Source organism: Mesorhizobium ventifaucium (genome assembly GCF_935822925.1).
Lineage (GTDB): Bacteria > Pseudomonadota > Alphaproteobacteria > Rhizobiales > Rhizobiaceae > Mesorhizobium > Mesorhizobium ventifaucium.
Map to the genome: position 1 here is coordinate 263801 of NZ_CAKXZS010000014.1, position 23124 is coordinate 286924.

The 23124-nt window shown below is 64.1% G+C and carries 23 protein-coding genes and 1 pseudogene; 9 read left to right on the forward strand and 15 right to left on the reverse strand.

What is annotated here, in order from left to right; translation table 11 throughout:
- Window positions 1-8 precede the first annotated feature (8 nt).
- From NMG70_RS14115 to NMG70_RS14130, 4 genes are all read right to left on the reverse strand, one after another.
- Window positions 9-515: a hypothetical protein gene (locus NMG70_RS14115; RefSeq protein WP_254025091.1), complete on the reverse strand. Its 507-nt coding sequence runs from the start codon at window positions 513-515 to the stop codon at window positions 9-11.
- Window positions 516-519: 4 nt separating this feature from the next.
- Window positions 520-999: a DUF3828 domain-containing protein gene (locus NMG70_RS14120; protein ID WP_254025092.1), complete on the reverse strand. Its 480-nt coding sequence runs from the start codon at window positions 997-999 to the stop codon at window positions 520-522.
- A 168-nt stretch (window positions 1000-1167) separates the two neighbouring features.
- On the reverse strand, window positions 1168-2817 hold the full coding sequence (locus tag NMG70_RS14125; protein ID WP_254025093.1) for an ABC transporter substrate-binding protein: 1650 nt from the start codon (window positions 2815-2817) through the stop codon (window positions 1168-1170).
- A 43-nt stretch (window positions 2818-2860) separates the two neighbouring features.
- The gene (locus NMG70_RS14130) at window positions 2861-4411 is read right to left on the reverse strand and encodes a trimethylamine methyltransferase family protein (protein WP_254025094.1); all 1551 of its coding nucleotides are present in this window, start codon (window positions 4409-4411) and stop codon (window positions 2861-2863) included.
- Between the two features lie 92 nt (window positions 4412-4503).
- Here NMG70_RS14130 and NMG70_RS14135 point away from each other — a divergent pair, with 92 nt between their 5' ends.
- On the forward strand, window positions 4504-5406 hold the full coding sequence (locus tag NMG70_RS14135) for a LysR substrate-binding domain-containing protein (RefSeq protein WP_254025095.1): 903 nt from the start codon (window positions 4504-4506) through the stop codon (window positions 5404-5406).
- Between the two features lie 15 nt (window positions 5407-5421).
- On the opposite strand, the gene NMG70_RS14140 is transcribed toward NMG70_RS14135, so the two are convergent.
- Window positions 5422-6414, reverse strand: a complete 993-nt coding sequence (locus tag NMG70_RS14140; protein WP_254025136.1) for a zinc-dependent alcohol dehydrogenase family protein — start codon at window positions 6412-6414, stop codon at window positions 5422-5424.
- A 105-nt stretch (window positions 6415-6519) separates the two neighbouring features.
- Between NMG70_RS14140 and NMG70_RS14145 the strand changes: the two genes are divergently transcribed.
- Both NMG70_RS14145 and mutL read left to right on the forward strand, forming a co-directional pair.
- Window positions 6520-7422 carry a LysR family transcriptional regulator gene (locus NMG70_RS14145; RefSeq protein ID WP_254025096.1) on the forward strand — a complete coding sequence of 301 codons (903 nt, stop codon included), beginning with the start codon at window positions 6520-6522 and terminating at the stop codon, window positions 7420-7422.
- Window positions 7423-7501: 79 nt separating this feature from the next.
- Window positions 7502-9391: a DNA mismatch repair endonuclease MutL gene (gene mutL / locus NMG70_RS14150; RefSeq protein WP_254025097.1), complete on the forward strand. Its 1890-nt coding sequence runs from the start codon at window positions 7502-7504 to the stop codon at window positions 9389-9391.
- Window positions 9392-9425: 34 nt separating this feature from the next.
- Here mutL and NMG70_RS14155 read toward each other — a convergent pair whose 3' ends face one another.
- The gene (locus NMG70_RS14155; RefSeq protein WP_254025098.1) at window positions 9426-10319 is read right to left on the reverse strand and encodes a DMT family transporter; all 894 of its coding nucleotides are present in this window, start codon (window positions 10317-10319) and stop codon (window positions 9426-9428) included.
- An 89-nt stretch (window positions 10320-10408) separates the two neighbouring features.
- On the opposite strand from NMG70_RS14155, the gene NMG70_RS14160 reads away from it, so the two are divergent.
- Together NMG70_RS14160 and NMG70_RS14165 are read left to right on the forward strand one after the other, a co-directional pair.
- Window positions 10409-11335, forward strand: coding sequence for a LysR substrate-binding domain-containing protein (locus tag NMG70_RS14160; protein ID WP_254025099.1), 927 nt, complete (start codon window positions 10409-10411; stop codon window positions 11333-11335).
- Window positions 11336-11477: 142 nt separating this feature from the next.
- On the forward strand, window positions 11478-11711 hold the full coding sequence (locus NMG70_RS14165) for a DUF2093 domain-containing protein (RefSeq protein ID WP_027153867.1): 234 nt from the start codon (window positions 11478-11480) through the stop codon (window positions 11709-11711).
- Between the two features lie 108 nt (window positions 11712-11819).
- Here the strand turns inward: NMG70_RS14165 and lpxK are convergent, their stop codons facing one another.
- The 6 genes from lpxK to NMG70_RS14195 form a co-directional block, all read right to left on the reverse strand.
- Window positions 11820-12848 carry a tetraacyldisaccharide 4'-kinase gene (gene lpxK, locus NMG70_RS14170; RefSeq protein ID WP_254025100.1) on the reverse strand — a complete coding sequence of 343 codons (1029 nt, stop codon included), beginning with the start codon at window positions 12846-12848 and terminating at the stop codon, window positions 11820-11822.
- A gap of 1 nt (window position 12849) precedes the next feature.
- Window positions 12850-14166 carry a lipid IV(A) 3-deoxy-D-manno-octulosonic acid transferase gene (gene waaA / locus NMG70_RS14175; RefSeq protein ID WP_254025101.1) on the reverse strand — a complete coding sequence of 439 codons (1317 nt, stop codon included), beginning with the start codon at window positions 14164-14166 and terminating at the stop codon, window positions 12850-12852.
- Window positions 14163-14951: a lysophospholipid acyltransferase family protein gene (locus NMG70_RS14180; RefSeq protein ID WP_254025102.1), complete on the reverse strand. Its 789-nt coding sequence runs from the start codon at window positions 14949-14951 to the stop codon at window positions 14163-14165. The genes waaA and NMG70_RS14180 overlap by 4 nt, the downstream gene beginning before the upstream one ends.
- Before the next feature lie 5 nt (window positions 14952-14956).
- Complete coding sequence (locus NMG70_RS14185; protein ID WP_027153864.1) at window positions 14957-15202, reverse strand: DUF4170 domain-containing protein; 246 nt, start codon at window positions 15200-15202, stop codon at window positions 14957-14959.
- Between the two features lie 76 nt (window positions 15203-15278).
- Window positions 15279-16088, reverse strand: a complete 810-nt coding sequence (locus NMG70_RS14190) for a 3'(2'),5'-bisphosphate nucleotidase CysQ (protein WP_254025103.1) — start codon at window positions 16086-16088, stop codon at window positions 15279-15281.
- The gene (locus NMG70_RS14195) at window positions 16075-17418 is read right to left on the reverse strand and encodes a TldD/PmbA family protein (protein ID WP_254025104.1); all 1344 of its coding nucleotides are present in this window, start codon (window positions 17416-17418) and stop codon (window positions 16075-16077) included. Before NMG70_RS14195 ends, NMG70_RS14190 begins: the two co-directional genes overlap by 14 nt.
- 437 nt (window positions 17419-17855) lie before the next feature.
- Here NMG70_RS14195 and NMG70_RS14200 point away from each other — a divergent pair, with 437 nt between their 5' ends.
- From NMG70_RS14200 to NMG70_RS14210, 3 genes are read left to right on the forward strand one after another with little or no spacing between them, the layout of a single operon-like run.
- Complete coding sequence (locus tag NMG70_RS14200; RefSeq protein ID WP_436798385.1) at window positions 17856-18836, forward strand: glycosyltransferase family 2 protein; 981 nt, start codon at window positions 17856-17858, stop codon at window positions 18834-18836.
- Window positions 18811-19497, forward strand: coding sequence for a class I SAM-dependent methyltransferase (locus NMG70_RS14205; protein ID WP_254025105.1), 687 nt, complete (start codon window positions 18811-18813; stop codon window positions 19495-19497). The genes NMG70_RS14200 and NMG70_RS14205 overlap by 26 nt, the downstream gene beginning before the upstream one ends.
- A gap of 49 nt (window positions 19498-19546) precedes the next feature.
- Complete coding sequence (locus NMG70_RS14210; RefSeq protein ID WP_254025106.1) at window positions 19547-19930, forward strand: GtrA family protein; 384 nt, start codon at window positions 19547-19549, stop codon at window positions 19928-19930.
- A gap of 22 nt (window positions 19931-19952) precedes the next feature.
- Here NMG70_RS14210 and NMG70_RS14215 read toward each other — a convergent pair.
- Window positions 19953-20789: pseudogene (locus NMG70_RS14215) on the reverse strand (GNAT family N-acetyltransferase).
- A 175-nt stretch (window positions 20790-20964) separates the two neighbouring features.
- On the opposite strand from NMG70_RS14215, the gene NMG70_RS14220 reads away from it, so the two are divergent.
- Window positions 20965-22290 carry an NAD(P)/FAD-dependent oxidoreductase gene (locus tag NMG70_RS14220; RefSeq protein WP_254025107.1) on the forward strand — a complete coding sequence of 442 codons (1326 nt, stop codon included), beginning with the start codon at window positions 20965-20967 and terminating at the stop codon, window positions 22288-22290.
- Between the two features lie 121 nt (window positions 22291-22411).
- On the opposite strand, the gene NMG70_RS33275 is transcribed toward NMG70_RS14220, so the two are convergent.
- Both NMG70_RS33275 and NMG70_RS14230 read right to left on the reverse strand, forming a co-directional pair.
- Window positions 22412-22822 carry a cupin domain-containing protein gene (locus NMG70_RS33275; RefSeq protein ID WP_436798386.1) on the reverse strand — a complete coding sequence of 137 codons (411 nt, stop codon included), beginning with the start codon at window positions 22820-22822 and terminating at the stop codon, window positions 22412-22414.
- On the reverse strand, window positions 22743-23123 hold the full coding sequence (locus NMG70_RS14230; RefSeq protein ID WP_254025109.1) for a hypothetical protein: 381 nt from the start codon (window positions 23121-23123) through the stop codon (window positions 22743-22745). Before NMG70_RS14230 ends, NMG70_RS33275 begins: the two co-directional genes overlap by 80 nt.
- Window position 23124: the final 1 nt, after the last annotated feature.

Here is a 23124-nt window from a genome sequence, read left to right on the forward strand (position 1 = left end):
GTCCCTTCTCACTCACACTGATACTGACTGAGCACCCATTCGCCGGTCACCGACAGAAGGTCCGATATCTTCCAGTCGCCGTCGACCTTTTTGAACTTCCATTCAAGCCGGTGCGGATTGCCGGCAACGATAAAGGCGACGATGACCTTGGCCTCATCGCCTTTGACCGCTTCAACAGTCTTCAGGCTGTTGTCGATTTCGGCCCTGTCGTACGCCGCATTGTCGAGCGCCATGTTGGGATCGAGGCACTCGCCCTGCCCCGATTTTCGCAGCGCATCGCTCTTGTCGAGCACCGACTTCGCGGGATCGACGAAATGGCTGCGCTCTGCCGGATCGAGCTCGAGCCCGACATGCTCGTAGAACGGTTTCACCACCGCCGTCGGCGAACCTGGCTGCACCGGCGCTGCCGGGGCATTCTCCGCTGGCGGCGGCGCGCCAAACAGGCCCTGGCCAGCGGTGCTGCTCAAACCCGCGGCCAGCAGGCACATAGTCGCCAGGGCCAGGGCGCGGGCCATGGCATCACTCCGGAGTCTGGCCAGCCAGGCATTCGAGCGCACTCAGCGTCCAGCCGCTGGTCTTCGAGGTGATGTCGGCGACCTTCCATTTGCCGTCAACCTTTTTCAGCGACCAGACCATTTCGCGTTTGGATTCATCGCCTTCCGGGAAAAGGTTGAAGGTCACCGTCACGCTGGCGCTGTCGCCATCCACTGCTTCAGACAGCTTCAGCGTCCTGGCGACCGTCTTCTCGTCAAAGTCCTGCGCGTCGAGACCGGGGGCGAAGTCGATGCAAGGCACCTCGTCCGGCTTGTTCTTCTGCGCCTGGTCGTTGAGGTCGAACAGCTTGGTCACCGGCTCGGTAAAACGGTCGCGGTATTTCGCGTCGGCCTCGAACTTGACCTCGGGCATGTAGAAGAACTTCACCGCATTGGAGGCCGGCCCGGCCAGGGCGGCCGCAGGCGCTGCGATCGACAGAGCGGCGGCAAGCACAGTCAGTCTCATCCGATAAACTCCAGGCTTTCGTGGTGGAAACCGTTCAATACCACGAATCCTGCATCCCGGCTTTTTTGCGGCCCACGAAATCCGGCCCATGAAATCCCCTTGGGCGTTAACTCAGGTTGGGCGTTAACTCAGGTTGGGCGTTAACTCAGGCGCCCCTGGACGTTTAGCTCAGGCGTCCAGCCAGACGTTCTGGAGATCCATCTCGAAAGTCTGGTGGACCGCGTAGTTCTTCACCTTCTTGTTCATGTGGCTGTACAGCTTCTGCCAGAACGGCTGAATGATGACGCCCGAATCCTGCAGGATCTGCTCGACGTCCTTCATCACCTCGCGGCGCTTCTCCACATCGATGAGTGAGAGGGCCTGCTTGAGCTTGGCGTCGAAATCAGGATTCGAATACGCCGTTTCATTCCAGGCCTCGCCGGTGCGATAGCCGAGCGCCAACACCTGAACGCCGAGCGGGCGCATGTACCAGATGGTCATGGAATAGGGGTATTTCGTCCAGTCGTTCCAGAAGGTCGACCCCGGCAGCACCGTGCGCTTCACCTTGATCCCGGCATCGCGCAGCTGGCCGGCAATCGCGTCGCCGGTGTTCTTTTGCCAATCGTCCTCGACGGTGATCAGTTCATGCTCGAAATCGGCCTGTCCGGCCTCGGCCATCAACTTCTTGGCGCCGGCCGCATCGCGTGTCTTCTTGGGCAGCGGAAAATATTCCGGATGGATCGGGCTGACGTGGTGGTTTTCACCTGGGGTGCCGCGCCCGGCGTAGCCAAGTTCGAGCACCGCATTGTTGTCGACGGCCATTTGCAGGGCGTTGCGTACCCGCTTGTCATCATAAGGCTTGTGCGTGATGTTGGTGCGGGCAACGAGCGTCGTCGCTGTCGCGACCTCCGATTTCACCAGATCCATCTGGTCGAGGATGTCGATAAAGTCGGCGGGCGTCTCGAAATTGACGTCAATTTCGCCGGATTCTAATGCATTCACCGAGGCGTTGAAGTCGGTGCCGTAGTCGATGAATTCGACGCTGTCGAGCGGCGCTTCACCGCCCCACCATTTGCCATTCTCGCGACGCTTGACGACCGCGTTCTGGCCGACCGAATAAGTCACAAGCTCGAAAGGCCCGGTGCCGATCGGCTTGGCGATCGGATCGGCGCCGTCGGCATCGAATTTGCGGTGGACGACGAGCGCTGGATAGTCGGTGAAGTTCGGGATCAGCGAGATATCAGGTTCGTTCAGCGTCAGCTTGACAGTGTTGTCGTCGACCTTGGTGATCGCCCCGTCCCTTGCCTTGTCGGTTTTGACGTCGATCAGCGCACCGACGCGGGCGGCCATCGAATTGCCGGCGGCATCCTTCTCGCACCAGCGCATCAGATTGTAGACCACGTCGTCGGCGTTGAAGGTATCGCCATTGTTCCAGGTAATGCCCTTGCGCAGATGCAGCACATATTCGGTGGCGTCGTCGTTGACGTCCCAGCTCTCGAGCAGGACCGGCTCGAAAGTGAATTCGCGGGTGTAGCGGACAAGCGGCTCCAGCCAGCAGCGCGAAATGTTCGCAAGTTCCACCCAGTCGTAAGTACGTGGATCCTTCTGCGCCTTTACCGACATCGATACGCGCAGCGTTCCGCCCTTCTTGGGCTCTTCGGCCGAGGCCCGTCCCGGCACCGCAAGACCGATCATACCGTAGGCAAGGGCAGTCGATGCCCCGAACGCGCTTGCCAGCGCCAGAAACTCGCGCCGGTCCATCCGGCCTGAGCGGGCTTCTTTAGCCATTGCCTCGATAACGCTGGGGACACGATCACCGTTGTTTCTGAAGACTGCCATTGTTTCCTCCCTTATGGTTCCCTTTGGGTCTTCGCCCGTTGGATTAACTAACGCTGTCCGGCAGCTTCTCCTCGCGCAGCGCGATCAAATCTTTGAGACCATCGGCGATGCCCTCATCGAGCTTCGGCTCCTCATAATCCGCGAGCATGTTGCGCGCTTTCTCGCGGCCGCGCGTGTCGTGGTCCTTTGCCCCTTCAGCCTTCCACTGTTCGTACGAATTGAAGTCCATGATGCTGGGCATGAAGAAGGCGGACTGGAAATGCTCGAGCGTGTGCTGGGTGCCGAGGAAATGGCCCTGCGGCCCGACCTCACGGATCGCCGCCATCGCTTCCTTGAAATCGTCGAACGGCAGGCCGCCGGCATATTTGTACCAGCCGACAAGCTGTTCGCAGTCCGTCGCGAATTTCGAATAGCCACAGGTCAGGCCGGCCTCGAGCCATCCGGCGGAGTGCCAGATGTAGTTGGCGCCGGCAAGGATGGCGGCATGCATCAGCATGTTCGCCTCGTAGCCCGCCTGGGCGTCGTTGAGTTTCGACCCGACATGGAAGCCCGACGTGCGCCAGGGCAGCCGGTATTTCCGCGCCAGTGCTCCCATCAGGTACATCATCTGGGCGGCCTCGGGCGTGCCGCCCATCGGCGCGCCGGTCTTCATGTCGACCGTGACCATGAATTGTCCGTAGATCTGCGGTGAACCCGGACGCAGCAGTTGCGTGAAGGCGACGCCCGCCAGCGCTTCGGCATTGACCTGCGCGACCGCTCCCACCGCCGAGGCCGAAGTCGAGGCGCCGCACAGCGCGAACGGCGCCAGGATCAACGGCTGGTTGTGGCGCGCATAGACCTTCATCGCGTCAAGCATGGTGGCGTCCCATACCAGTGGCGAGTTGCAATTGGTGATCGCGACCAACACAGGGTTGTCTCTGACAAAATCCTCGCCGAACACGATGCCCGCCATCGCCATCGTGTCTTCGGCGCGATCCTTTGATGTCACGATGCCCATGAACGGCTTGTCGGAATGCTTCAGCGCCGAATGGATGATGTGGAGGTGACGCTTCGGCACCGCAATTTCCATCGGCTCGCAGATGATCGAGCTCGACGAATGCAGCGCCGGCGCCATGTAAGCGAGCTTATGGAAATTCTGAAGGTCGGCGAGCGTGCCATAGCGCCTGACGTTGTCGAGGTCGCGCACGTAAGGCGCGCCATACATCGGCACGAAGATGGAATTCTTGCCGCCGACGCGGACCGAGCGCTCAGGGTTGCGCGCATTGAGCGTGAATTCCGGCGGGACTTTCGAGACCAGCTCCATCAAGAGCGCGCGGTCAATGCGGACGCGCGTCTCAAAGACATCGGCCCCGGCGGCCTGCCACAATGCTATGGCCTCGTCGTCGCGGAACTCGCAGCCAACCTCTTCGAGGATCGAGAGCGACTCCTGGTGGATCAGCTCGACAGCCTCGTCCGGGACCATTTGGTATGTGGGTATGTTGCGAACCAGCGTCGGAAACGACGCCATGGGAGTTCCCCGCAGCGCCTTGCGGCCCAGGCGGCCGCCACCTCGGCGGCTGGCGTGTTCGGTGACTTCGGCGGCCGGTGCGTTCATGGAAACTCCATCCTCCCAGAGCCTGTCAACTTAGCGAGACAAAATACAGCTGTGACGCTGGAAAATCCTGATCTCTTGTATAAGTTCAGCTTATGCGAAGCCTGCGTCACCTGCTGCCGTCCGCCGGCAGCCTGATCGTTTTCGAAGCCGCCGGGCGGCTGTCGAGTTTTACCGCCGCCGGGCGAGAGCTTGGCATGACGCAGGCTGCCGTGTCCTACGCGATCCGCGGGCTTGAAGAGCAGCTCGGCGCGAAACTGTTCCAGCGTCGCCATCGACAAGTCAGCCTGACCGAAGCCGGTGACCGCTTTCACGCCGACGTCTCGCTTGGCCTGTCGCACATCCGCAAGTCGGCGGAGGATTTGCGCCTACAGGCGACCGGCGGCCATGTGACGCTTGCCGCCTCGACCGCTTTCGGCTCGTTCTGGATGATGCCACGCCTGCAGCAGTTCCGCGACGAACTGCCGGGCATCGACCTGCGCATCCAGACCGCCGACCGCGATCTCGACATCATCGCCGAGGGCATTCCGCTCGCTGTGCGCGGTGGCGAGCCCCGGGAATGGCCGGACTATCATTCACTGCCACTGGCCGATGAGGAGATATTCCCGGTTGCCGGCGCGAGCTATGTGGCGCGGTTCGGACTGCCGGAGACCGTCGAGGAACTTCCATCGCACCGGCTCATCCATCTCGAAGAGCCGTTTCGCGAAGCCGCGAGCTGGGACGAGTGGTTCGCCTCGGCCGGGGTCACCATCACCGACGCCGGGCGCGGATTGCGCATCAACGACTATGCACTGGTGATCCAGGCGGTCATGGAAGGGCAAGGCATTGCGCTCGGCTGGGGCCACCTCGCCGAGCGCCTGCTGGCGTCGGGACTGCTGGTGCGTGCGACCGGCCACACGATGACGACCGGCAAGGGCTTTCATGTCATCTGGTCGAGAAACCGCGACCTCAGCGACAATGCCCGCAAGGTGCGGGACTGGCTGGCGGCGCAAGCATGAGGCTCCCATTAATGCTCAATCAACCGTCACGACAATCTTGCCGAATTGCTCGTTCGACTCGAGAAAGCGGTGCGCTTCGACGATCTGCTCGAATGAAAAGGTTTTGGCGATTGCCGGCTTTAGCGAACCTGACATCAATCCGTCGAGGATGAATGCCTTGGCGGCTTCCAACTTCACCGGATCGCCAGTGATCTCGTGGACGAGATAGCCGCGCAGCGTCAGCGTCTTGGCCAGCACACCGAATAGCGGGAACGGCGTCGGCTCGGGGCTCAAGCCGCCATATTCGATGGGAATGCCACCCCGTGCCATCGCTGCCGTCAGAGGCGCGAAAATCGGGCCGCCGACAGCGTCGAACACCACTCGGATGTTCTCCGGACTGGCGATTTCCTTCAGCCGGGCTTCCAGATCTTCGTCCGCTGAAGCGACGACATGGGCCGCGCCGACCTTGAGCAGGGCCTCTCGCTTGGCAAATGTCCGCGTGACCGCGATCGCGGTCGCACCAACGATGTTGGCAATCTGGATCGCGGCAAGTCCGACACTGCTCGATGCTGCGGTAATGACGACAAAGTCCTCCTTGCTGAGTTTGGCAATGTCGATCAGTCCACCATAGGCGGTGAGATATTGCATCCAGACGGCTGCCGCCTCTTCCCAGCTGAGCGATGGCGGATGTTTGACCACGAACTCGGCGGGATATGTGGCAATCTCACCATAGGCGGGCCAGCGGGCCATCGATAATGGCGGCACGACGCTGACGGCGTCACCTGGCGCAAAACCGTGCACGGCTTCGTCGACCGCTTCGACGACACCCGCTGCCTCAAGGCCAAGACCGGAAGGCAATGGCGGCGTCTGGATATAAGTGCCCGAACGCAGCAGCACCTCGGCCCGGTTGAGACCCAATGCCTTGACCCGGATCTGAATCTCGCCCCGACCGAGCGCGGGAATATCGAGATTCTCGATGCGCAGAACCTCGGGACCACCATGCTCATGAAAACGAACAACACGTGCCATGCGGCCATAACTCCAAAATATTTGAACCGAATACGCTATGCCAGCGGGCCACCTGGCAGATAAATGGTTGCTTGGGCAAGACAGTAGAAACAGGGAGTTTTGAATATGGATCGCCTTACGAGCATGGCCGTGTTCGTCAAAACCGTCGATCTCGGCTCGTTCGCGGCGACTGCTGCCGCTCTCGACCTGTCCGGACCGATGGTCGGCAAGCATGTCCGGTTTCTCGAGGAGCGGCTGGGCGTGCGCCTCATCAACCGGACCACACGCCGCCGGAGCCTGACCGACTTCGGGCGCGCCTATTATGAGCGCTGCCGGATGGTGCTCGCTGAAGCCGAAGCTGCGGATGCACTCGCGGCCGATCAACGTTCCGAACCACGCGGAAAGCTGCGCGTCATCATGCCCTTGCACTTCGGCCGGCGCTGCGTTGCCCCGATCCTGCTGGAGCTTGCGCAGCGATATCCCGCCCTGGAACTCGACCTGTCGTTCAGCGATCCCATCGCCGATCTTGCAGAGGATGGCTGCGATCTTGCCATCCGGACCGGCAATCTCGAGGATCAGGCCAATGTGATGGCGCGTCGCGTCGCGCGCCAGCGCATGGTCGTCTGCGCGTCGCCATCCTATCTCGAGATGCATGGGTTGCCAGGGCAGATAGAGGACCTCGGCAGCCACCAGACCATCATCTACCGCCGTTCGGGCCGTGTCGTTCAACCGTGGTTGTTCCCGCGCCAAGGCCAGCCTGCGCTGGAAGTCATGCCGGTCAGCCGGTTGCGGTTCGACGACCTCGCTGCGATCGCCGATGCTGCGGCAGCCGGCATGGGGCTTGCCTGGCTGCCATACTGGCTGGTCCGTGAGCGCATTCAGGCCGGCGCACTTGTCCCGCTGTTGTCGGACCAGCCGGGATTTCTTTACGACGCCTATGCGCTCTGGCTGCAGACGCCTCACTTGCCGCTGAAGGTCCGCCTTGCCGTCGACGCGCTGGCAGCGGCACTGCCCAGGCTGATGACGTGAAATGCAGGAGCACGGTGAGCGGCGCGGATTCCTGAATTCGCCCTCCCGCATGGGCGACGAATCCGCGTATAGTACCCCCATGCCCATCCGCCAGCTTTCCGAACCGATGATCAACCAGATCGCCGCCGGCGAAGTCATCGAGCGTCCGGCAAGCGTGGTCAAGGAACTGGTCGAGAACGCGCTCGACGCCGGCGCTGCCAGAATAGAGATCGTTACCGCCGGCGGCGGGCTGAACCTGATCCGCGTCACCGATGACGGCTCGGGCATCCCGGAGAAGGAACTGCCGCTGGCGATCGCACGCCATTGCACCTCTAAGCTCGCCGATGACATTCACGACATCCGCTCGCTCGGCTTTCGCGGCGAAGCGCTGCCGTCGATCGGCTCGGTGGCGCGGCTGTCGATCCGCTCGCGCACCGCCAACGGCGACAGCGCCGCCGAGATCGGCATCGAGGGCGGCCGCGTGTCCGCCGTCAAGCCGGCGGCCGCCAATCGCGGCACAACGGTCGAGGTGCGCGACCTGTTCTTCGCCACGCCGGCGCGGCTCAAATTCATGAAGGGCGAGCGCGCCGAAAGCTCGGCGACCAGCGACGTGATCAAGCGCATCGCCATCGCCTTCCCCGCCGTGCGCTTCACGCTGGCCGGTTCCGACCGCTCGACGCTGGAACTGCCGGCGACCGACGACAGTGCGGAAGGCCGGCTGCGCCGCGTTGCGCAAGTGATGGGCGCCGACTTTCCGGCCAATGCCATCACAATCGACGCCGTGCGCGACGGTGTGCATCTTGCCGGCCACGTTTCGATACCATCCTTCAGCCGCGCCAACGCGCTGCAGCAATACGCCTATGTCAACGGCCGGCCGGTGCGCGACAAGCTGATTGCCGGCGCCATCCGCGGCGCCTTCGCCGACGCGCTGCCGCGCGACAGGCATGCGGTGACGGTGCTGTTCCTGACGCTCGATCCGGCCATCGTCGACGTCAATGTCCATCCGGCCAAGGCCGACGTCCGCTTCCGCGATCCGGGGCTGGTGCGCGGGCTGATCGTCGGCGCCATCCGCGAGGCGCTTGCCAATGCCGGCATCCGTGCCGCCACATCAGGGGCCGCCGGCATGATGGCGGCGTTCCGGCCGGGCGCAGCGTCCTATGCCCATGCCGGACCGGCCAACGGCCATCGCAGCTATGAGGCGGCCTACCGTGCCTCCGGCTTCGCCGGCTTCGATCCAGCCCGCTCGCCGCAGCGGCCGCTGGACATGGGCCTGGAAGGCGGGGGATTTCCGGACACGGAACCAGGAAACGGCGGCTTCGGCGAAAACGATCAGGCGGCGTTCGACGCCGGACCGCTTCACAGCGCCGACGCGCGCGCCGGACAAGACGAAGCGGCGGAGACGCTGCTCGGCATGGCGCTGGGTGCCGCACGCGCGCAGGTGCATGAGAACTACATTGTCGCGCAGACCAGGGATTCGCTGGTCATCGTCGACCAGCATGCGGCGCATGAGCGGCTGGTCTACGAGGCGCTGAAGAACGCGCTGCATGCGCGCGCCGTGCCATCGCAGATGCTGTTGTTGCCCGAGATCGTCGACCTGCCGGAAGAGGATGCCGAGCGGCTTGCCTTGCATGCCGAAACGCTGGCCCGCTTCGGCCTCGCCGTCGAGCGTTTCGGCCCGGGTGCTGTCGCCGTGCGCGAGACGCCGTCGATGCTCGGCGAAACCAATGTCCAGCAGCTGGTGCGCGACCTTGCCGACGAGATCGCCGACAACGACACGGTCGACACGCTGAAAGAGCGGCTGGACAGGATAGCTGCGACCATGGCCTGCCACGGCTCGGTGCGTTCCGGCCGCCTGCTCAAACCCGAGGAGATGAACGCACTGCTGCGCCAGATGGAAGCGACGCCGGGATCCGGCACCTGCAACCACGGCCGCCCGACCTATATCGAGCTCAAGCTTGCTGATATCGAGCGGCTGTTTGGCAGGCGGTGAAGGAGGCGCAGGGCGCAGACCCCCACCCTCTGATTTACCTCTTCAAATTCACTACGATCACGCCGCCGAGCGCCAGTGCGCCACCGACAATGCCGAGCAGCGTCGGCACCTCGCCGAGCCAGAAGAAGCCGATCAGCGTCGCCACCGGCGAAACCAGATAGAGGAAGTTCGAGGCGCGCGCCGCCGGCAAACGGGAGAGCGCGGTTGCCCAGGCGGCGTAGGCGATGAGGCTCGGCACGATGCCGAGAAAGACGACGGCGCCGAGACCGGCGTTGTCGGCAACCGCCGCCTGCGCCAGGCCGTTCGGCAGGAAAGGCAGCAGGCAGAGCGCGCCGAGCACCATGTTCGAGGCCGAAATGGTCAGCGGATGATGACGGGCAAACAGCGGCTTTTGCACGATGGTGTTGACGGCCGAGCACAGCGCCGAGCCGAGGATCAGCAGCGCGCCATTGTCGAAATGCAAGCCTTGCCCCTCGCCCATGGCGATGATGCCGATGCCGGCGAAGGACAGCAATGTGCCGGCCCAAGCCAGGCCTGAGAAGCGCTCTCCAAGCAGCGCCATCGCCATGATCGCGGTGAAGATCGGGCTGACATTGATGATGAAGCCGGCGGCACCAGCCGATACGGTCAGTTCACCGAAATTGAGCATTGCCGTGTACAGCGCAACGAAGACGGCGCCGCCGAATCCAAAACGCCAGAATTCATCGAGCCGGGGCAGCGCCGGCCGCTTGACGGCGAGGAAGATCGCCGCCGGCACCGCCGCGATGGCGAAGCGCAGCGCGCCGAGTTCCAGCGGCCCGAAAGCGACGAGGCCGGCGCGGATCGCCGGGAAGGCCGAGGCCCAGCCGACCACTGTCAACGCCACCGCAACGGCCGCCGTGGTATCTATCCGCTGTGTCGTATTCAACGTGCCGGTACAGGCGTTCATCACTTATCCTCGTGCTTTATTGTCCTGAAGGTACAAAACGCCGTTCCTGGCTGGTTGACAAACGACCAAATCGAGGGTCAGCTGTGACTATGGATCACAGCTCAGACGCGATGCTGCCGCTCGAAACCCTGCGCGCCTTCGACGCCGCGGCACGGACGGGCAGCTTTTCGGCGGCTGCCGAAAAGCTCAATCTCACCCATGGCGCCGTCAGCCGGCAGATCGCCAAGCTCGAGGACTGGCTCGGGCTGAAAGTGTTCGATCGCGGCGCGCGTGGAGTCTCGCTGACGATCGAAGGCAACCGCCTGCATCTGCGCACCACTGAGGCCTTCGCGCTGATATCGAGCAATTCGGACCGCTGGATCGAGCCGCGCGGCACGGCCGTGGTGCGGCTGACCTCGATTCCCTCGGTCAGCGGGCTGTGGCTGATGCCGCGCATGGCGGCGCTGGAAAACAATCCGTCCAGGCTGCGCATCGTGCTCGACGTCGATATCCGCCAGGCGGACCTTGCCGACGAGGGCATCGATCTGTCGATCCGCTGCGGCCGCGGCCGCATCCCCGGCCGCGTCTCGGTGCAGCTGTTCGAGGAACATGTGTTTCCGGTCGCCTCGCCGGACCTGGCCCGCGAGATCGGCCGTGGCGACCCTGCCCGGCTGCTCAAATTCCCGCTGATCAACGATTCCGACGCCTCGGCCTGGCGTGCCTGGTTTGCTGCACAGGACATCGACTATCGCCCGCGTCCGCAGGACCGCCGTTTCGAGGACTACAATCTGGTTCTCGGCGCCGCAGCCCACGGTCTCGGCATCGCGCTGGCGCGGCCGCCGATGACCGAGGATCAACTGAAGTCAGGCCGTATCATCGCCGTCGACGACCGCGTCGTCCTCAGCCCGATATCCTACTGGCTCGACCGGCCTATCGGGAGCCCGCGCGCCGCCGCAGCCGAGCTTGCCCGGCGCATCGCGGCCCAGGCCGGACTGGCGGCGGAAAAGATCGAGGATTTCATCGCAGCCGAGCAGTAATATGCGGCGCATCCACTTTGCCGGTCTGCTCGGCTGGTGCCATCCGAAACGAAGCCGACTGAAGCCAATCTTGCCTCGCTCCGAGCTTGACCTTGCCGGCATTTTGTGGCGATGACATCGTTATGAACCTTGGCTCCATGTCATGATGAACCGCTTTGAAGGCCCCGGCGGCAAGGAAGCCCGTATCCGCTACCTGGACGGCGACTTCCAGGTGACCAGCCCCGGCGCCTTCGTGCGCTGCGCAGTCACCGGCGAAAGCATCCCGCTCGATGAGCTCAAATACTGGAGCGTCGCCAGGCAGGAGCCCTATGTGAGCGCCGCGGCCTCGCTGCGCCGCGAGATCGAGGCACATCCCGAACTGCGCAGCCGGCGCTAAACCGGCTACGCAGAATGAGACGCGATCTGTAGCGGTCCTTCGCGCCCCTCTGCCCTTCCGGCATCTCCGCAAAAGTTCGACCGCCGCGGCGCTCGAAGGCTCTCTGATTCAACCCTGCAGCTTGCGCTGCCGCCAGGCATCCAGCGTCTCATTGATGACGCGTTCGGGCACGTGGTCGGGATCGAACACGGTGTCGATCTCCAGCACATCGAGCTGTCGGAGGAAATCGGCCGACGCGGCATCGTGGCGCAGCCGGGCGGCGTCCTTGGCGGTGGTGATGAGGCCAAGTCCGGCACCTCGCGCTGTCGCCAACAATTCGGCAAGCTCGTCCTGGCCATAGAAATGATGGTCCGGAAACGACCGGGCCAGCGCAACCTCGCCGCCGGCCTGACGGACGGTGTCGAAGAATTTCTCGGGATGGCCGATGCCGGCAAAGGCCAGAAATCGCTTGCCGGCCAGCCCCACCTTGCTGCTTGGCCGCGCATGCGCCTCGAAGATCGGCCGGCCGGCGCGCGCCGCCTGGCGAACGACGGCATCGGCAGCAAGGCCCTCGCCCATCTTCAGCAGCGCGCTGGTGAAGACCAGTTGGTCGACGATGCCAGCCCTGAGCGGACCGCCAGGAATGACGCGGCCGTTGCCGACGCCGTAGCGTGCGTCGACGACGACCAGCGCATAGTCGATATGGATGCGCGCGCTCTGGAAACCGTCATCCATGATCAGGAAATCACAGCCATGCTTTTCCAGCAGCAGGCGGGCGCCGGCGGCACGGTTCGGCGTCACGGCGACCGGCGCGTGCTCGGCCAAAAGCAGCGGCTCATCGCCGACATGCTTGGCGGCGTCATGGTGCGGATCGACGACGTGCGGCCGCGCAAAGGAACCGCCATGGCCGCGCGACAGGAAACCTGGATTGAGCTGCATGCGCCTGGCTTGCCGGGCCAGTGCGATCGCCACCGGCGTCTTGCCGGTGCCGCCGACGGTGAAGTTGCCGACGCAAAGCACCGGCGCCTCGATCTTCTCGCGCGCCGCTGAGCGCATGCGGCGAGCGGCAACCAGCGCATAGACCGCCGACAGCGGCGCCAGCGCCAGCGCCCGCCAGTCCGGTTCTTCCCACCAGAAGGGGGGCGCTTCGCTGGCCATCTTAACGGCCGTTGGCGCCCTTGAGGCGCGATTTGACGACCAAAGGCTGAATGTAGGGTTCGAGCGATTTCAATGTGAGCGCCAGGGCGCCGCGCATCTCTTCGACCGTCGCCGCACCCGCCGCCATCATCTCATGGCGCGCCACCTCGTTGGTCAAAAGGAAATTGACGGCGCCGGCCAGCATGTCGCGGTCGCGCACCAGCTTGGCGCCGCCGCTGTCGAGCAGGCGCTGATAGGTCGCGCGAAAATTCTGGACATTGCGGCCGGCCAGCACCGCCGTGTCGAGCATGGCCGGCTCCAGCGGGTTCTGGCCGCCCTCCGAGGTGAGCGAACGACCGACGAAGGCGATCTCTGTCAGCCTGAGATAAAGCCCCATCTCGCCCATCGTGTCGCCGAGCAGAATGTCCGTATCGGCGATGATCCGGTCGCCCTTGCTGCGCCGAGCGAGTTTCAGGCCCATGCCGGAAATCTGCGCGGCAAGCGCTTCGGCGCGATCGGGATGGCGCGGCACGACGATGGTCAAAAGACCGTGGTGACGCTTGTGCAGCATCGCGTGAACCTCGGCGGCGACCACCTCCTCGCCGTCATGGGTCGAGATCGCCGCCCAGGTCGGGCGGGCGCCGATCTGGCGCTTCAGCGTGTACAGCGCCCTTTCATCGGCCGGCGGCGGCGTGGTGTCGACCTTGAGATTGCCGGACACGGTGACCGGCCGGGCGCCGAGCGAGAGGAAGCGCTCGCCGTCGACATCCGACTGGGCGACAACATGGGCGAGATTCTCGAACAGCGCCTCGGCGATGTTGGCGCGCTTCTTCCAGGATTTGTACGAGCGGTCCGACAGCCTGCCATTGACCAGCACCTGCGGCACACGGCGCGCGCCGAGCTCGAGGATGGTCATCGGCCAGATCTCCGATTCGGCGATGATCGCCAGATCCGGCCGCCAATGGTCGAGGAAGCGGCTGACCGCCGGCTTGAGGTCGAGCGGCACGTATTGGTGGATGATACGGTCGCCGAGCCGTTCGTCGGCAACCTGAGCGGAGGTGACGGTCCCCGTCGTCAGCACGATGTTGACGCCATAGTCGAGGATGCTCTCGACCAGCGGCACGACGGCGATCGTCTCGCCGACGCTCGCCGCATGGATCCAGATCACCGGCCCTTCGGGGCGCTCGCGCCCGGCGATGCCATAGCGCTCGCGCCGGCGAATTCGGTCCTCCTTGCCTCTGGAGGTGCGCCAGGCGACATACGGCCCGACCAGGGGATAGGCGGCTGCGCCTGCGAAACGATACGCCGTCAGAAAAGTGCGCGCCCAGCGCTGGCTCATTTTGAACCGTCCACGAGGCGGTAAGCCTCGTCGGTCGCGGCGTTGAGCGCGGCCGTGACCTCCTGGCGCTTGCGTTCCATTTCGGCCTCGTCCGCATCGGCCGGAACGAACACCGGCGCTCCAAGCACGATCGAGGAGCGGCCGAACGGCAGATTGATCGTGGTCTTGTCCCAGCTGCGCTCCAGCACCTTGCGGCGGCTGGTAGCGATGGCGACGGGCAGAATCGCGCGGCCCGAAAGCCGCGCCAGGAGAACGATGCCAAGCCCCGCGTCGCGCGGCGTGCCATGGGGAATGTCAGCGATCATGGCGACGTTCTTGCCGCTTGCGAGTGACTTTTTCAGGGCAATCAGCGCTTTGGCGCCGCCCTTGTCGCGACGCTTCGAGCTTTCGCGTCCGCCCGAGCCGCGCACCGCCTCGATGCCGAATTTCTCGATCACCAGTGCGTTGAGCTCGGCATCGGCGCTGCGCGACACCATGGCGACCACCGGCCGTCCGCCGGGATAGTAGGCCGGTGTCAGAAGATGCTGGCCGTGCCACAGCGCAATGATGATGGGTTCGAACTGCGAATAGGCGCCGCCCGACATCTGCGCCGATCCGTCGACAACACGGTTGGTCAGGCGAACAAGGCGAACGAACTGCGCAAACAGGCTGGCGATGGCGTTCTTGACGAATCGCGATTGCGCCAGCGGTTCGCGTATCTTGCGCCAGAATGTCTTCGAGGCGCCGCCGCGGCGCCCCCTTGCCGCGGACCTCGTGGCCGGCCCTTTCACGGCTTCATGATCCATTCATGTCAACCGGCAGGCTTGTTGTCGGGGTCGAGCAACCGGTGCAGGTGAACGACGAAATAACGCATGTGGGCATTGTCCACACTGGCTTGGGCCTTGGCTTTCCACGCCGTCTGCGCGGATTGATAATCCGGATAGATGCCGACGATGTCGAGCGCGTCGAGATCACGGAATTCTGTCCCGCCCAGCGTCTTCAGTTCGCCGCCGAACACCAGGTGCAAAAGCTGCTTCTTTCCGTCTTCCGCGGTCATGTCGGTCCTTCACATATCGTGAGTTTGTGACAGGTCTAGACCAAAGCCGCCGACTTTGGAACCATTGATAACATGTTCAACGGTCCAGCCCCGCGATGATGCCGGAGAGGACGGCGAGCAGTTCGCCGCTGCCGGCAACCAGCGCGCCGTGGTGGATCACTTCGCCGGCATAGCACGGTGCGCGCCCCTTCTGGTCGAGCAATGCGCCGCCGGCCTCGCGCAGGATCAGATCCGCCGCGGCGATGTCCCAGTCATGTGCGTTGGGTTTGACGAAGGTCGCGTCGAGCCGGCCATTGGCGACCATCGCCAGCCGGTAGGCGAGCGAGGGAATGTAGGGCACGCGGCTCAGCCGGCCCTGCCATTGCGCCGGCGTCAGGGCGATCAATGGCTTCGGCCCGCCAATTTCGACCATCGCTGCCGGGCGGCGCACGGCAATGCGGCGGCCATTCAGAAACGCCCCCTCACCGGGCAGCGCCCAATAGGTCTCCTCCGTGGCCGGACATTCGAGCACGCCGGCGAGCGTGCGGCCGTCCTCGACCACCGCGATGCTGACGCACCAGGAGCGCAGGCCTTCGAGGAAGCCGCGCGTGCCGTCTATCGGATCGACGACGAAGGTGCGGCGGGCGGCAAGCCTTGCCGGATCGTCGGCCGTCTCCTCCGACAGCCAGCCATAGTCCGGCCGCGCCGCAAGTAAGGTTTCTCGCAGATAGGCGTCGGCGGCGTGATCGGCCTCGCTTACCGGCGAGGTGCCGCCCTTCATCCACACTTGCGGATTGTTGCCGAAATAGCGCATGGCGATGGCGCCCGCCTCGCGGGCAGCGTCGCGCAGCAGCGGCAGATCCTCGCGAGCCCCGGCGGCGGAGGCGACCTGGTCAAGCTCCGGCAAGGGTCATGCCTTCGATCAGCAGCGTTGGTGCGGCGGTGCCGAAATTGCGATCGAGATCGCTCCCCGGAACCATGTTGAGGAACATGGTCTTCAGGTTCGAGGCGATGGTCACTTCCGCAACCGGATAGGCGAGCTCGCCATTCTCGATCCAGAAGCCGGAAGCGCCGCGGCTGTACTCGCCTGTCACCATGTCGACGCCCTGGCCGAACACTTCGGTGACGTAAAAGCCTGATTTGAGCGACTTGATGAGGTTCTCGGGCGTCCGCTCGCCCGGCTCGATGGCAAGATTGGTCGATGACGGCGAGACGGAGGAGCCGTTGCGCGAGCCGCGCCCGTTGGTGGTCAGCCCCAATTCCCGCGCGACTGAGGTCGACAGGAACCAGTGGTTCAAAACGCCCTTCTCGACCATGAGCAGCTTTTCGCCCTCGATGCCTTCGCCGTCGAACGGACGCGATGCCTGGCCACGGAGCCGGAGCGGCTCGTCGGTGACGGTGATCGCGGCCGCCGCCACCTGCTTGCCCATCCTGTCGCGCAGAAAGCTGGTCTTGCGCGCGACGGAGGCGCCATTGATGGCGCCGGCGAGATGGCCGGCGATGCCGCGGGCGACGCGCGGATCGAACACCACGTCGACCGGCCCGGTCGCCGCCTTGCGCGCGCCGACGCGCCGTGCGGCGCGTTCGCCGGCCTTGCGGCCGATGTCCTCGGGTGCGTCGAGATCGGAGAAATGCTGGCGCGAGGAGAATTCATAATCGCGCTCCATGCCGGTGCCCTCGCCGGCGATGACGCTGGTCGAGCGCGAAAAGCGCGAGGCGACATAGTGGCCGACAAAGCCGTGCGAGGTGGCGAGCACCAGCCCGCCAAGCCCGGCGCTGGCGCCGCTGCCGGCCGAATTGGTAACGCCCTTGACGGCAAGGGCCGCCGCTTCCGCCGCCAGCGCCGCTTCCTTCAACTGGTCGGCCGAGACTTCCGTCGGATCGAACAGATCGAGGTCACGCGGCTTCTTGACCAGCAAGGCCGGATCGGCGAGGCCCTGATAGGGATCTTCCGGCGAGACTTTCGCCATCGCCACGGCCCGCTCGGCTAGCGCTTTCGGGTCGGAGGCAGCGGTCGCCGAGACGCTCGCCACCCGCTTGCCGACGAAGACGCGTAGCGAGACATCCTCGCTCTCGGACGCCTCGGTGCCCTCGACCTTGCCAAGCCGCACCGACACGCCGGTCGAACGGCCGCGCACCGCAACCGCGTCGGCGGCGTCGGCGCCGGCCCGTTTGGCAGCCTCGACCAAGGCCGCGACCCGGTCGGTCAATTTCGCTGAGTCCAGCGTATCGGTCATGCGCATAGTCCTGTTTTTCCGCCTGACATAAGGGGCGGCCGCTCCGCACCATCTATTGTTCTGAGGTGGCTTGTGCAATGGCAGAAGTGGCAAGCGGGGTAGATCGGCCAGCAGACACCCGGTTTTGGGCGGCATGATCGAAGCGGGTCCTCAAAGGTTGCTTCGCGGCGGTTGGGGACTGGCCGATAGCCCATTGACGCCGTGCTCCGACCACAAGTGGACGTTCGATTGCGGTAACGCCTATGTCCCTTCCACACATGATCGGCACCTGCCCGAAACCGCTAAATTTAGCGATTTCTAGTGTGTCCTTGGAACTTTGTAGCTTGCGTTCCATTTTCAACGGCATGCGAGACTCTGTGATCCAAAGCATCAGGACTGCGGTGAACGTTTCGCCGCCGCGGTACTCGCTGGTCCTTCCCATATACAATGAAGAACAGGTGCTGCCCCGACTGATCGAGCGGATCAGTTCGCTGATCGGCCGGCTGGACGGCGAGACTGAGGCGATCTTCGTCGATGACGGAAGCCTCGATGGGAGCGTCGAATACCTTCGCAACGTCGTCGCCGTCGAGCCGCGCTTCCGGCTGATCGAGCTTTCCCGCAATTTCGGCCATCAGGTCGCGATCACGGCCGGCATGGATGCGGCTACGGGTGATGCCGTCATCGTCATGGATGCCGACCTGCAAGACCCGCCGGAGGTGGTCCTCGATCTGGTGGCGAAGTGGAAGGAAGGCTTCGAGATCGTCTATGCCCGCCGTGTCAAGCGTGAGGGCGAATCCTGGTTCAAGCGCATTACGGCGAGTCTCTTCTACCGCCTGCTGGAGAAGATGACGTCGGTCGACATCCCCCGCGACGTCGGCGATTTTCGCCTGGTCGGGCGCAAGGCTCTGGAAACCTTCAAGCAAATGCCCGAACACGACCGTTTCGTCAGGGGCATGTTCGCCTGGATGGGGTTCAAGCAGACAGCCGTGTCGTTCGAACGCCCGGCGCGGACCCTTGGCCAGACCAAATACCCATTCTGGAAGATGATGCACCTTGCCGTTCACGGCATCGTCAGCTTCTCCGAGAAGCCGCTGCGCATGGCGCTGTGGGGCGGATTGGCGATCTCCGCGCTTGCGGTGGTGTTCGGTATTTACGCCATCTTCGCCTGGATTTTTGAAACCGGCGTCATTGCCGGCTGGACATCCACCGTGGTGATCGTCTCGCTCCTTTGCGGCATCAATCTTTTCATGACCGGCGTGGTCGGGCTCTATGTCGGCGGCATCCACGCCGAGGTGAAACGCCGTCCGCTTTACGTGATCGATCGGGTCGCCGGCTTCGACAAGGCGATGCGTGCCGCCACCCCCGGCGAGAGCCGTCGACCGTTTCGGAAACCCAGGACCGGAGCCTCGGCTGATGGCCGAACTCTTCGACAGCTATAAATCGAATTATGGCGAGGCGGTCGCAGGATCCATCCGGTTTTCCGGACTCGGGCACGACTTTTTTCTGATCGCCAAGGCCAACCTGCTGCGGCGTCTCGTCGTCGAGCGAGGGCTTCGACAGGGCGGGGTGCGGGCGCTGGATATCGGCTGCGGCGTCGGGTCGCTCCACCCTTATCTCGAAGGCGCGTTCGAGAGCCTGGATGGCTGCGACGTCTCGGAACAATCGATCCTGCGCGCCGGCCAGGACAATCCGTGTGTGACCTACAGGGCCTACACGACGCCGCGCCTGCCTTATGGCGACGGCGCGTTCGATCTGGCTTTCGCCAGTTGCGTCGTCCATCACGTTCCGCCCGCCTCCTGGCTCGATTTCTTCCGGGAAATGCGGCGCGTCGTGCGGGCGGGCGGCGTCGCCTGCATCATCGAGCATAACCCCTATAATCCGCTGACACGTCTTGCGGTGTTGCGGTGTCCGTTCGACCAGGACGCGGTCCTGCTCAACGCCGCCAAAGCAAGGTCGCTTTTTCAGCAGACGGGTTTTCAGGATATCCGATCCGAGCACTTCCTGCTGCTGCCGTCGGCCAGGTCTTTCGCCAAAAAACTCGAGCGCCTGCTCGCGCCTCTACCGCTCGGAGCCCAGTATGCGTGCAGCGCGCATGTCTGAGGATCGTTCGACTGCCGGCGTCGGACTGAAGCTGCTGGCGCGCTTCGGGTTGGTCGGCATCGTCGCGACAATCCTGTATGCTGCCCTGGCTATCGGTTTGGTCGAATCGAAATGGATCGGCTTTTCGCCGGTTCAGGCGTCGCTCGCGGCTTACGCGGCGGCTGCCGTGTTTTCATATTTCGCCCATAAATCAGTAACCTTCATGTCGAATGGATCGCATCGATCGGAAGCTGCGCGTTTTGTCCTGCTGACGGCGACAGGCTTTGCCGTGGCTTACGCGGCGCCGGCGCTTTTGACGGCGAAACTCGGTCTGCCGCCGATCATTGCCATTGTGGTTACATGCCTGCTTGTTCCAGCGGTCAATCTTCTCATGCTCGACCGGTGGGTTTTTGCGCAGCGCGGATCCGGCGAGCACGGCGACCGCTCCACCTGATCCGTGGCCTTCTGAGTTGGCCTCAGCCGAGGGCCTGACTGGCCAAGGCAAAGATGCGTGCGTTCGTGGAACCCGGAATATTGCTTGCGCCCCGAAGCATGGCAACCGGCCCACCCACATGGGCCAGCCCCAATCCTTCGAGCCAGGGTGAAAGGCCGACGTCTTCAGGGATGTCGATGCGCACGAAGCGGCCCTGCATTCCCGAGAGGATGAAGGCGATCAGGGCTCTCGCCTGATCGCGATCCTCCGCCACGACCGGTCCGACGACCTCGCCCCTGCCAAAGGCCCTCACGGCCGCGAAGGGCGCAATGCCGTCCTCGTTGGTGATGGCCGCAAACCGTCCCCCGCCCGCCAACGCGTTCATGAGCGAGGCGCGATCCGCACCGAAGGCGGCGCGATCGAGCGCGGTGAGTGCCGGAAGGTGCTCGGACCCGACCCATTCCACGGCCGGGGGCGCACTGACCTGCCTGACGGTGCCCTGGTGCTGCCGAACATCGTGCATCGTGACAAAGCCCAGCTTTTCATAAAGAGGCAGTCCGTCGGCCGTGGCGGTAAGGCGGCACTCGCGGTCGCCGGCCTGCTCGAGCGCGGTGGTGGTCAGCCGCCGTCCCAGCCCGCGACCACGCATTGCCTCATCGACGACGATGGTGTTGAGAGTTGCGCAGGTATTTCCGAAGGGGGTCATGAAGGCGGTTCCCACCACCCTGCCGGCTTCCAAGGCGACCTGACCTTCACTCAGGGACCAGATCATGGCTCAGTCTTCCTTCCGGTGCGGCCAGCCGGCCGCCCGCGACAGGGCCGTCGCTTCCTCAAGATGGTGCGCTTCAAAAGGTGCGAATGTGACGGACTGGGTGGTCATGAGCACCAGGACTGTTGGAGTGGGAAAGCTGACAGGACGATAGAACCGCCGCTTCCGCGCCACTCGCCGAATGCCGGCGATATTTGGTGCAAAATACCGAAATGCCGCTGCAGTCAGTGCATTCTGCGGCACCGGTCGCCGATACTGCTATCTCCCATTGATCGTCGAGGCTGCCATGTCCCCTTTAATCCACCACATCAGCAGCGATGAAACGCTGCCCAAGTCAGCAGACGTCGTGGTGATCGGCGGCGGCATTGTCGGCGCCAGCGCGGCCTATTCCCTGGCGCGGCGCGGCCTGTCGGTGGCGCTGATCGAAAAGGGCTATGTCGGCTGCGAACAGTCGAGCCGGAACTGGGGCTGGTGCCGTCGGCAGAACCGCGATGCACGCGAATTGCCGCTTGCCAATCTGGCGCTGCGGCTGTGGGAAGAGCTGACCGAAGAGATCGGGCACGACCTTGGCTTCCGCCGTTGCGGGCTCGTCTATGCGACGGACGATCCAAAGCAGCTCGCCGAATGGGACAAGTGGCGCGCGGTTGCGCGACGGTTCGACGTCAATACGCGGATGCTTACGGCCGACGAGGCCACTGCCGCCGTTCCTGCGGCTGGCGGCCGCAAATGGCTGGGCGGTGTCCACGCGGCAGACGATGGCAAGGCCGAGCCCTGGCTTGCCGCCCCGCGGATAGCCGAGGGCGCCCGCAAGCGTGGCGCGACCATTCATCAGAACTGCGCGGCACGCGGCCTGGATATCACCAATGGGCAAGTGAGCGGCGTCGTCACCGAGAAAGGCTTTATCCGCACCAGCGCGGTTCTATGTGCCGCCGGCGCCTGGGCATCGGCTTTCCTGCGCATGCATGCGGTTTCACTGCCGCAGGCCAGCGTCCGTCAGACCACCTTGCGGACCGGTCCTGCACCGGATTTTGGCGGGGCAATCTTTACCTCTGACGGTGCCCTGACGCGCCGGATCGATGGCAGCTACACGATAGCCGCCAGCGGCAGGGCGACGCTCGAGATCACGCCGCAGGGGATCCGCTATGCCCGCCCGTTTCTGCCGATGTTCATTAAACGGCTGAAGGCCGTCGAGATCGGCATAAGTCGCTCGTTCTTCGCAGGCCCGGAAACACTCGGTCGCTGGCATCTCGACAGGCCGACCCCCTTTGAGCGTATCCGCGTCCTCGATCCCGCTCCGGACAAGCGGATGGTGGCAACCATCATGACGCAGATAAAGGCCCTGTTCCCCGCCATTGCCGATGCCGGCATCGTGTCTTCCTGGGGCGGGTATATCGACTTCACACCGGACGCAGTACCGGTGATTTCGGCGGTGGACAGCATCGGCGGAGCGTTCGTCGCCGCAGGCTGTTCCGGACACGGCTTCGGCGCCGGCCCTGGCATTGGCCATCTGGCGGCAGATCTGGTCGCCGGTGACGCGGCAAGCGTCGATCCGACGCCATTCCGCCTGTCACGCTTCACGGACAGATCGAGAATTGAAGTCGGCGCCTTCTGACGCGATTGACCGCATGGCGACAGCAAAGGGCGCTGAGCGATCGTTACCTAGGGCTCAAGCGCGATCTGGACCGTTTCGTGACGGCTTTGGCCGATGCGGTCGCACACGCTCGATCAGCCGGTCAGTTTTCAGCAATGACAAAGATCTTCTTGAGTGGATCCTTCAGGGCGAGCTGATTGACTGTTCCGTGCGCAACGAAGATCGCATCACCGGGTCCGATCTCGAGCTTTGTTCCGTCGCAGTCGGTCACTTCGGCCCGGCCTTCCAGGATATACATGAGCTCATGTACCGGATGAGGGCGCGAGAGCCGTGTGTGCGGGGTCGTGGACCAGACACCGGCGCGAAAAGTCGCCTTTGAATCTTCGAACACCTTGACGTTGTGACACAATGGCGTCTCGCCTGCGACGAACTGCGCCGGCGGCGGGGCCGAGGGGGAAAGTGCGGCGCTCCGGTCAATGGCGATGAGGCCCGGAACACTCGCGTTTGCGGCTGACGTCGTGCAGAAGTCCCAAGGACGTGCCGTCTTCCGCATCGGCGACGATATTGGCACCACGATTGATGACCGCACCGTCGCCGGCGGCCAGGTCGAGCGCGATCCCACCGGCGCGCAGTCGCAGGCGGCCGCCTGTTACAACCAGCGTTTCCGTGTGCGGAAAAGCAGCGCTTTCCCCCCGGCATTGCCAACGCACCCACCCGGCAGATAGACCGTTCGATGCATGCCAGACCTTCTCGCGCCCGGCGCCGAAGGCGTCGTCCAGACCGGCGGCGCCAGGGGCGCCGGCGGCGAATGTGCCGCTCCGCGCATTGAACACATGGACGGTCTTGGTCGTCATT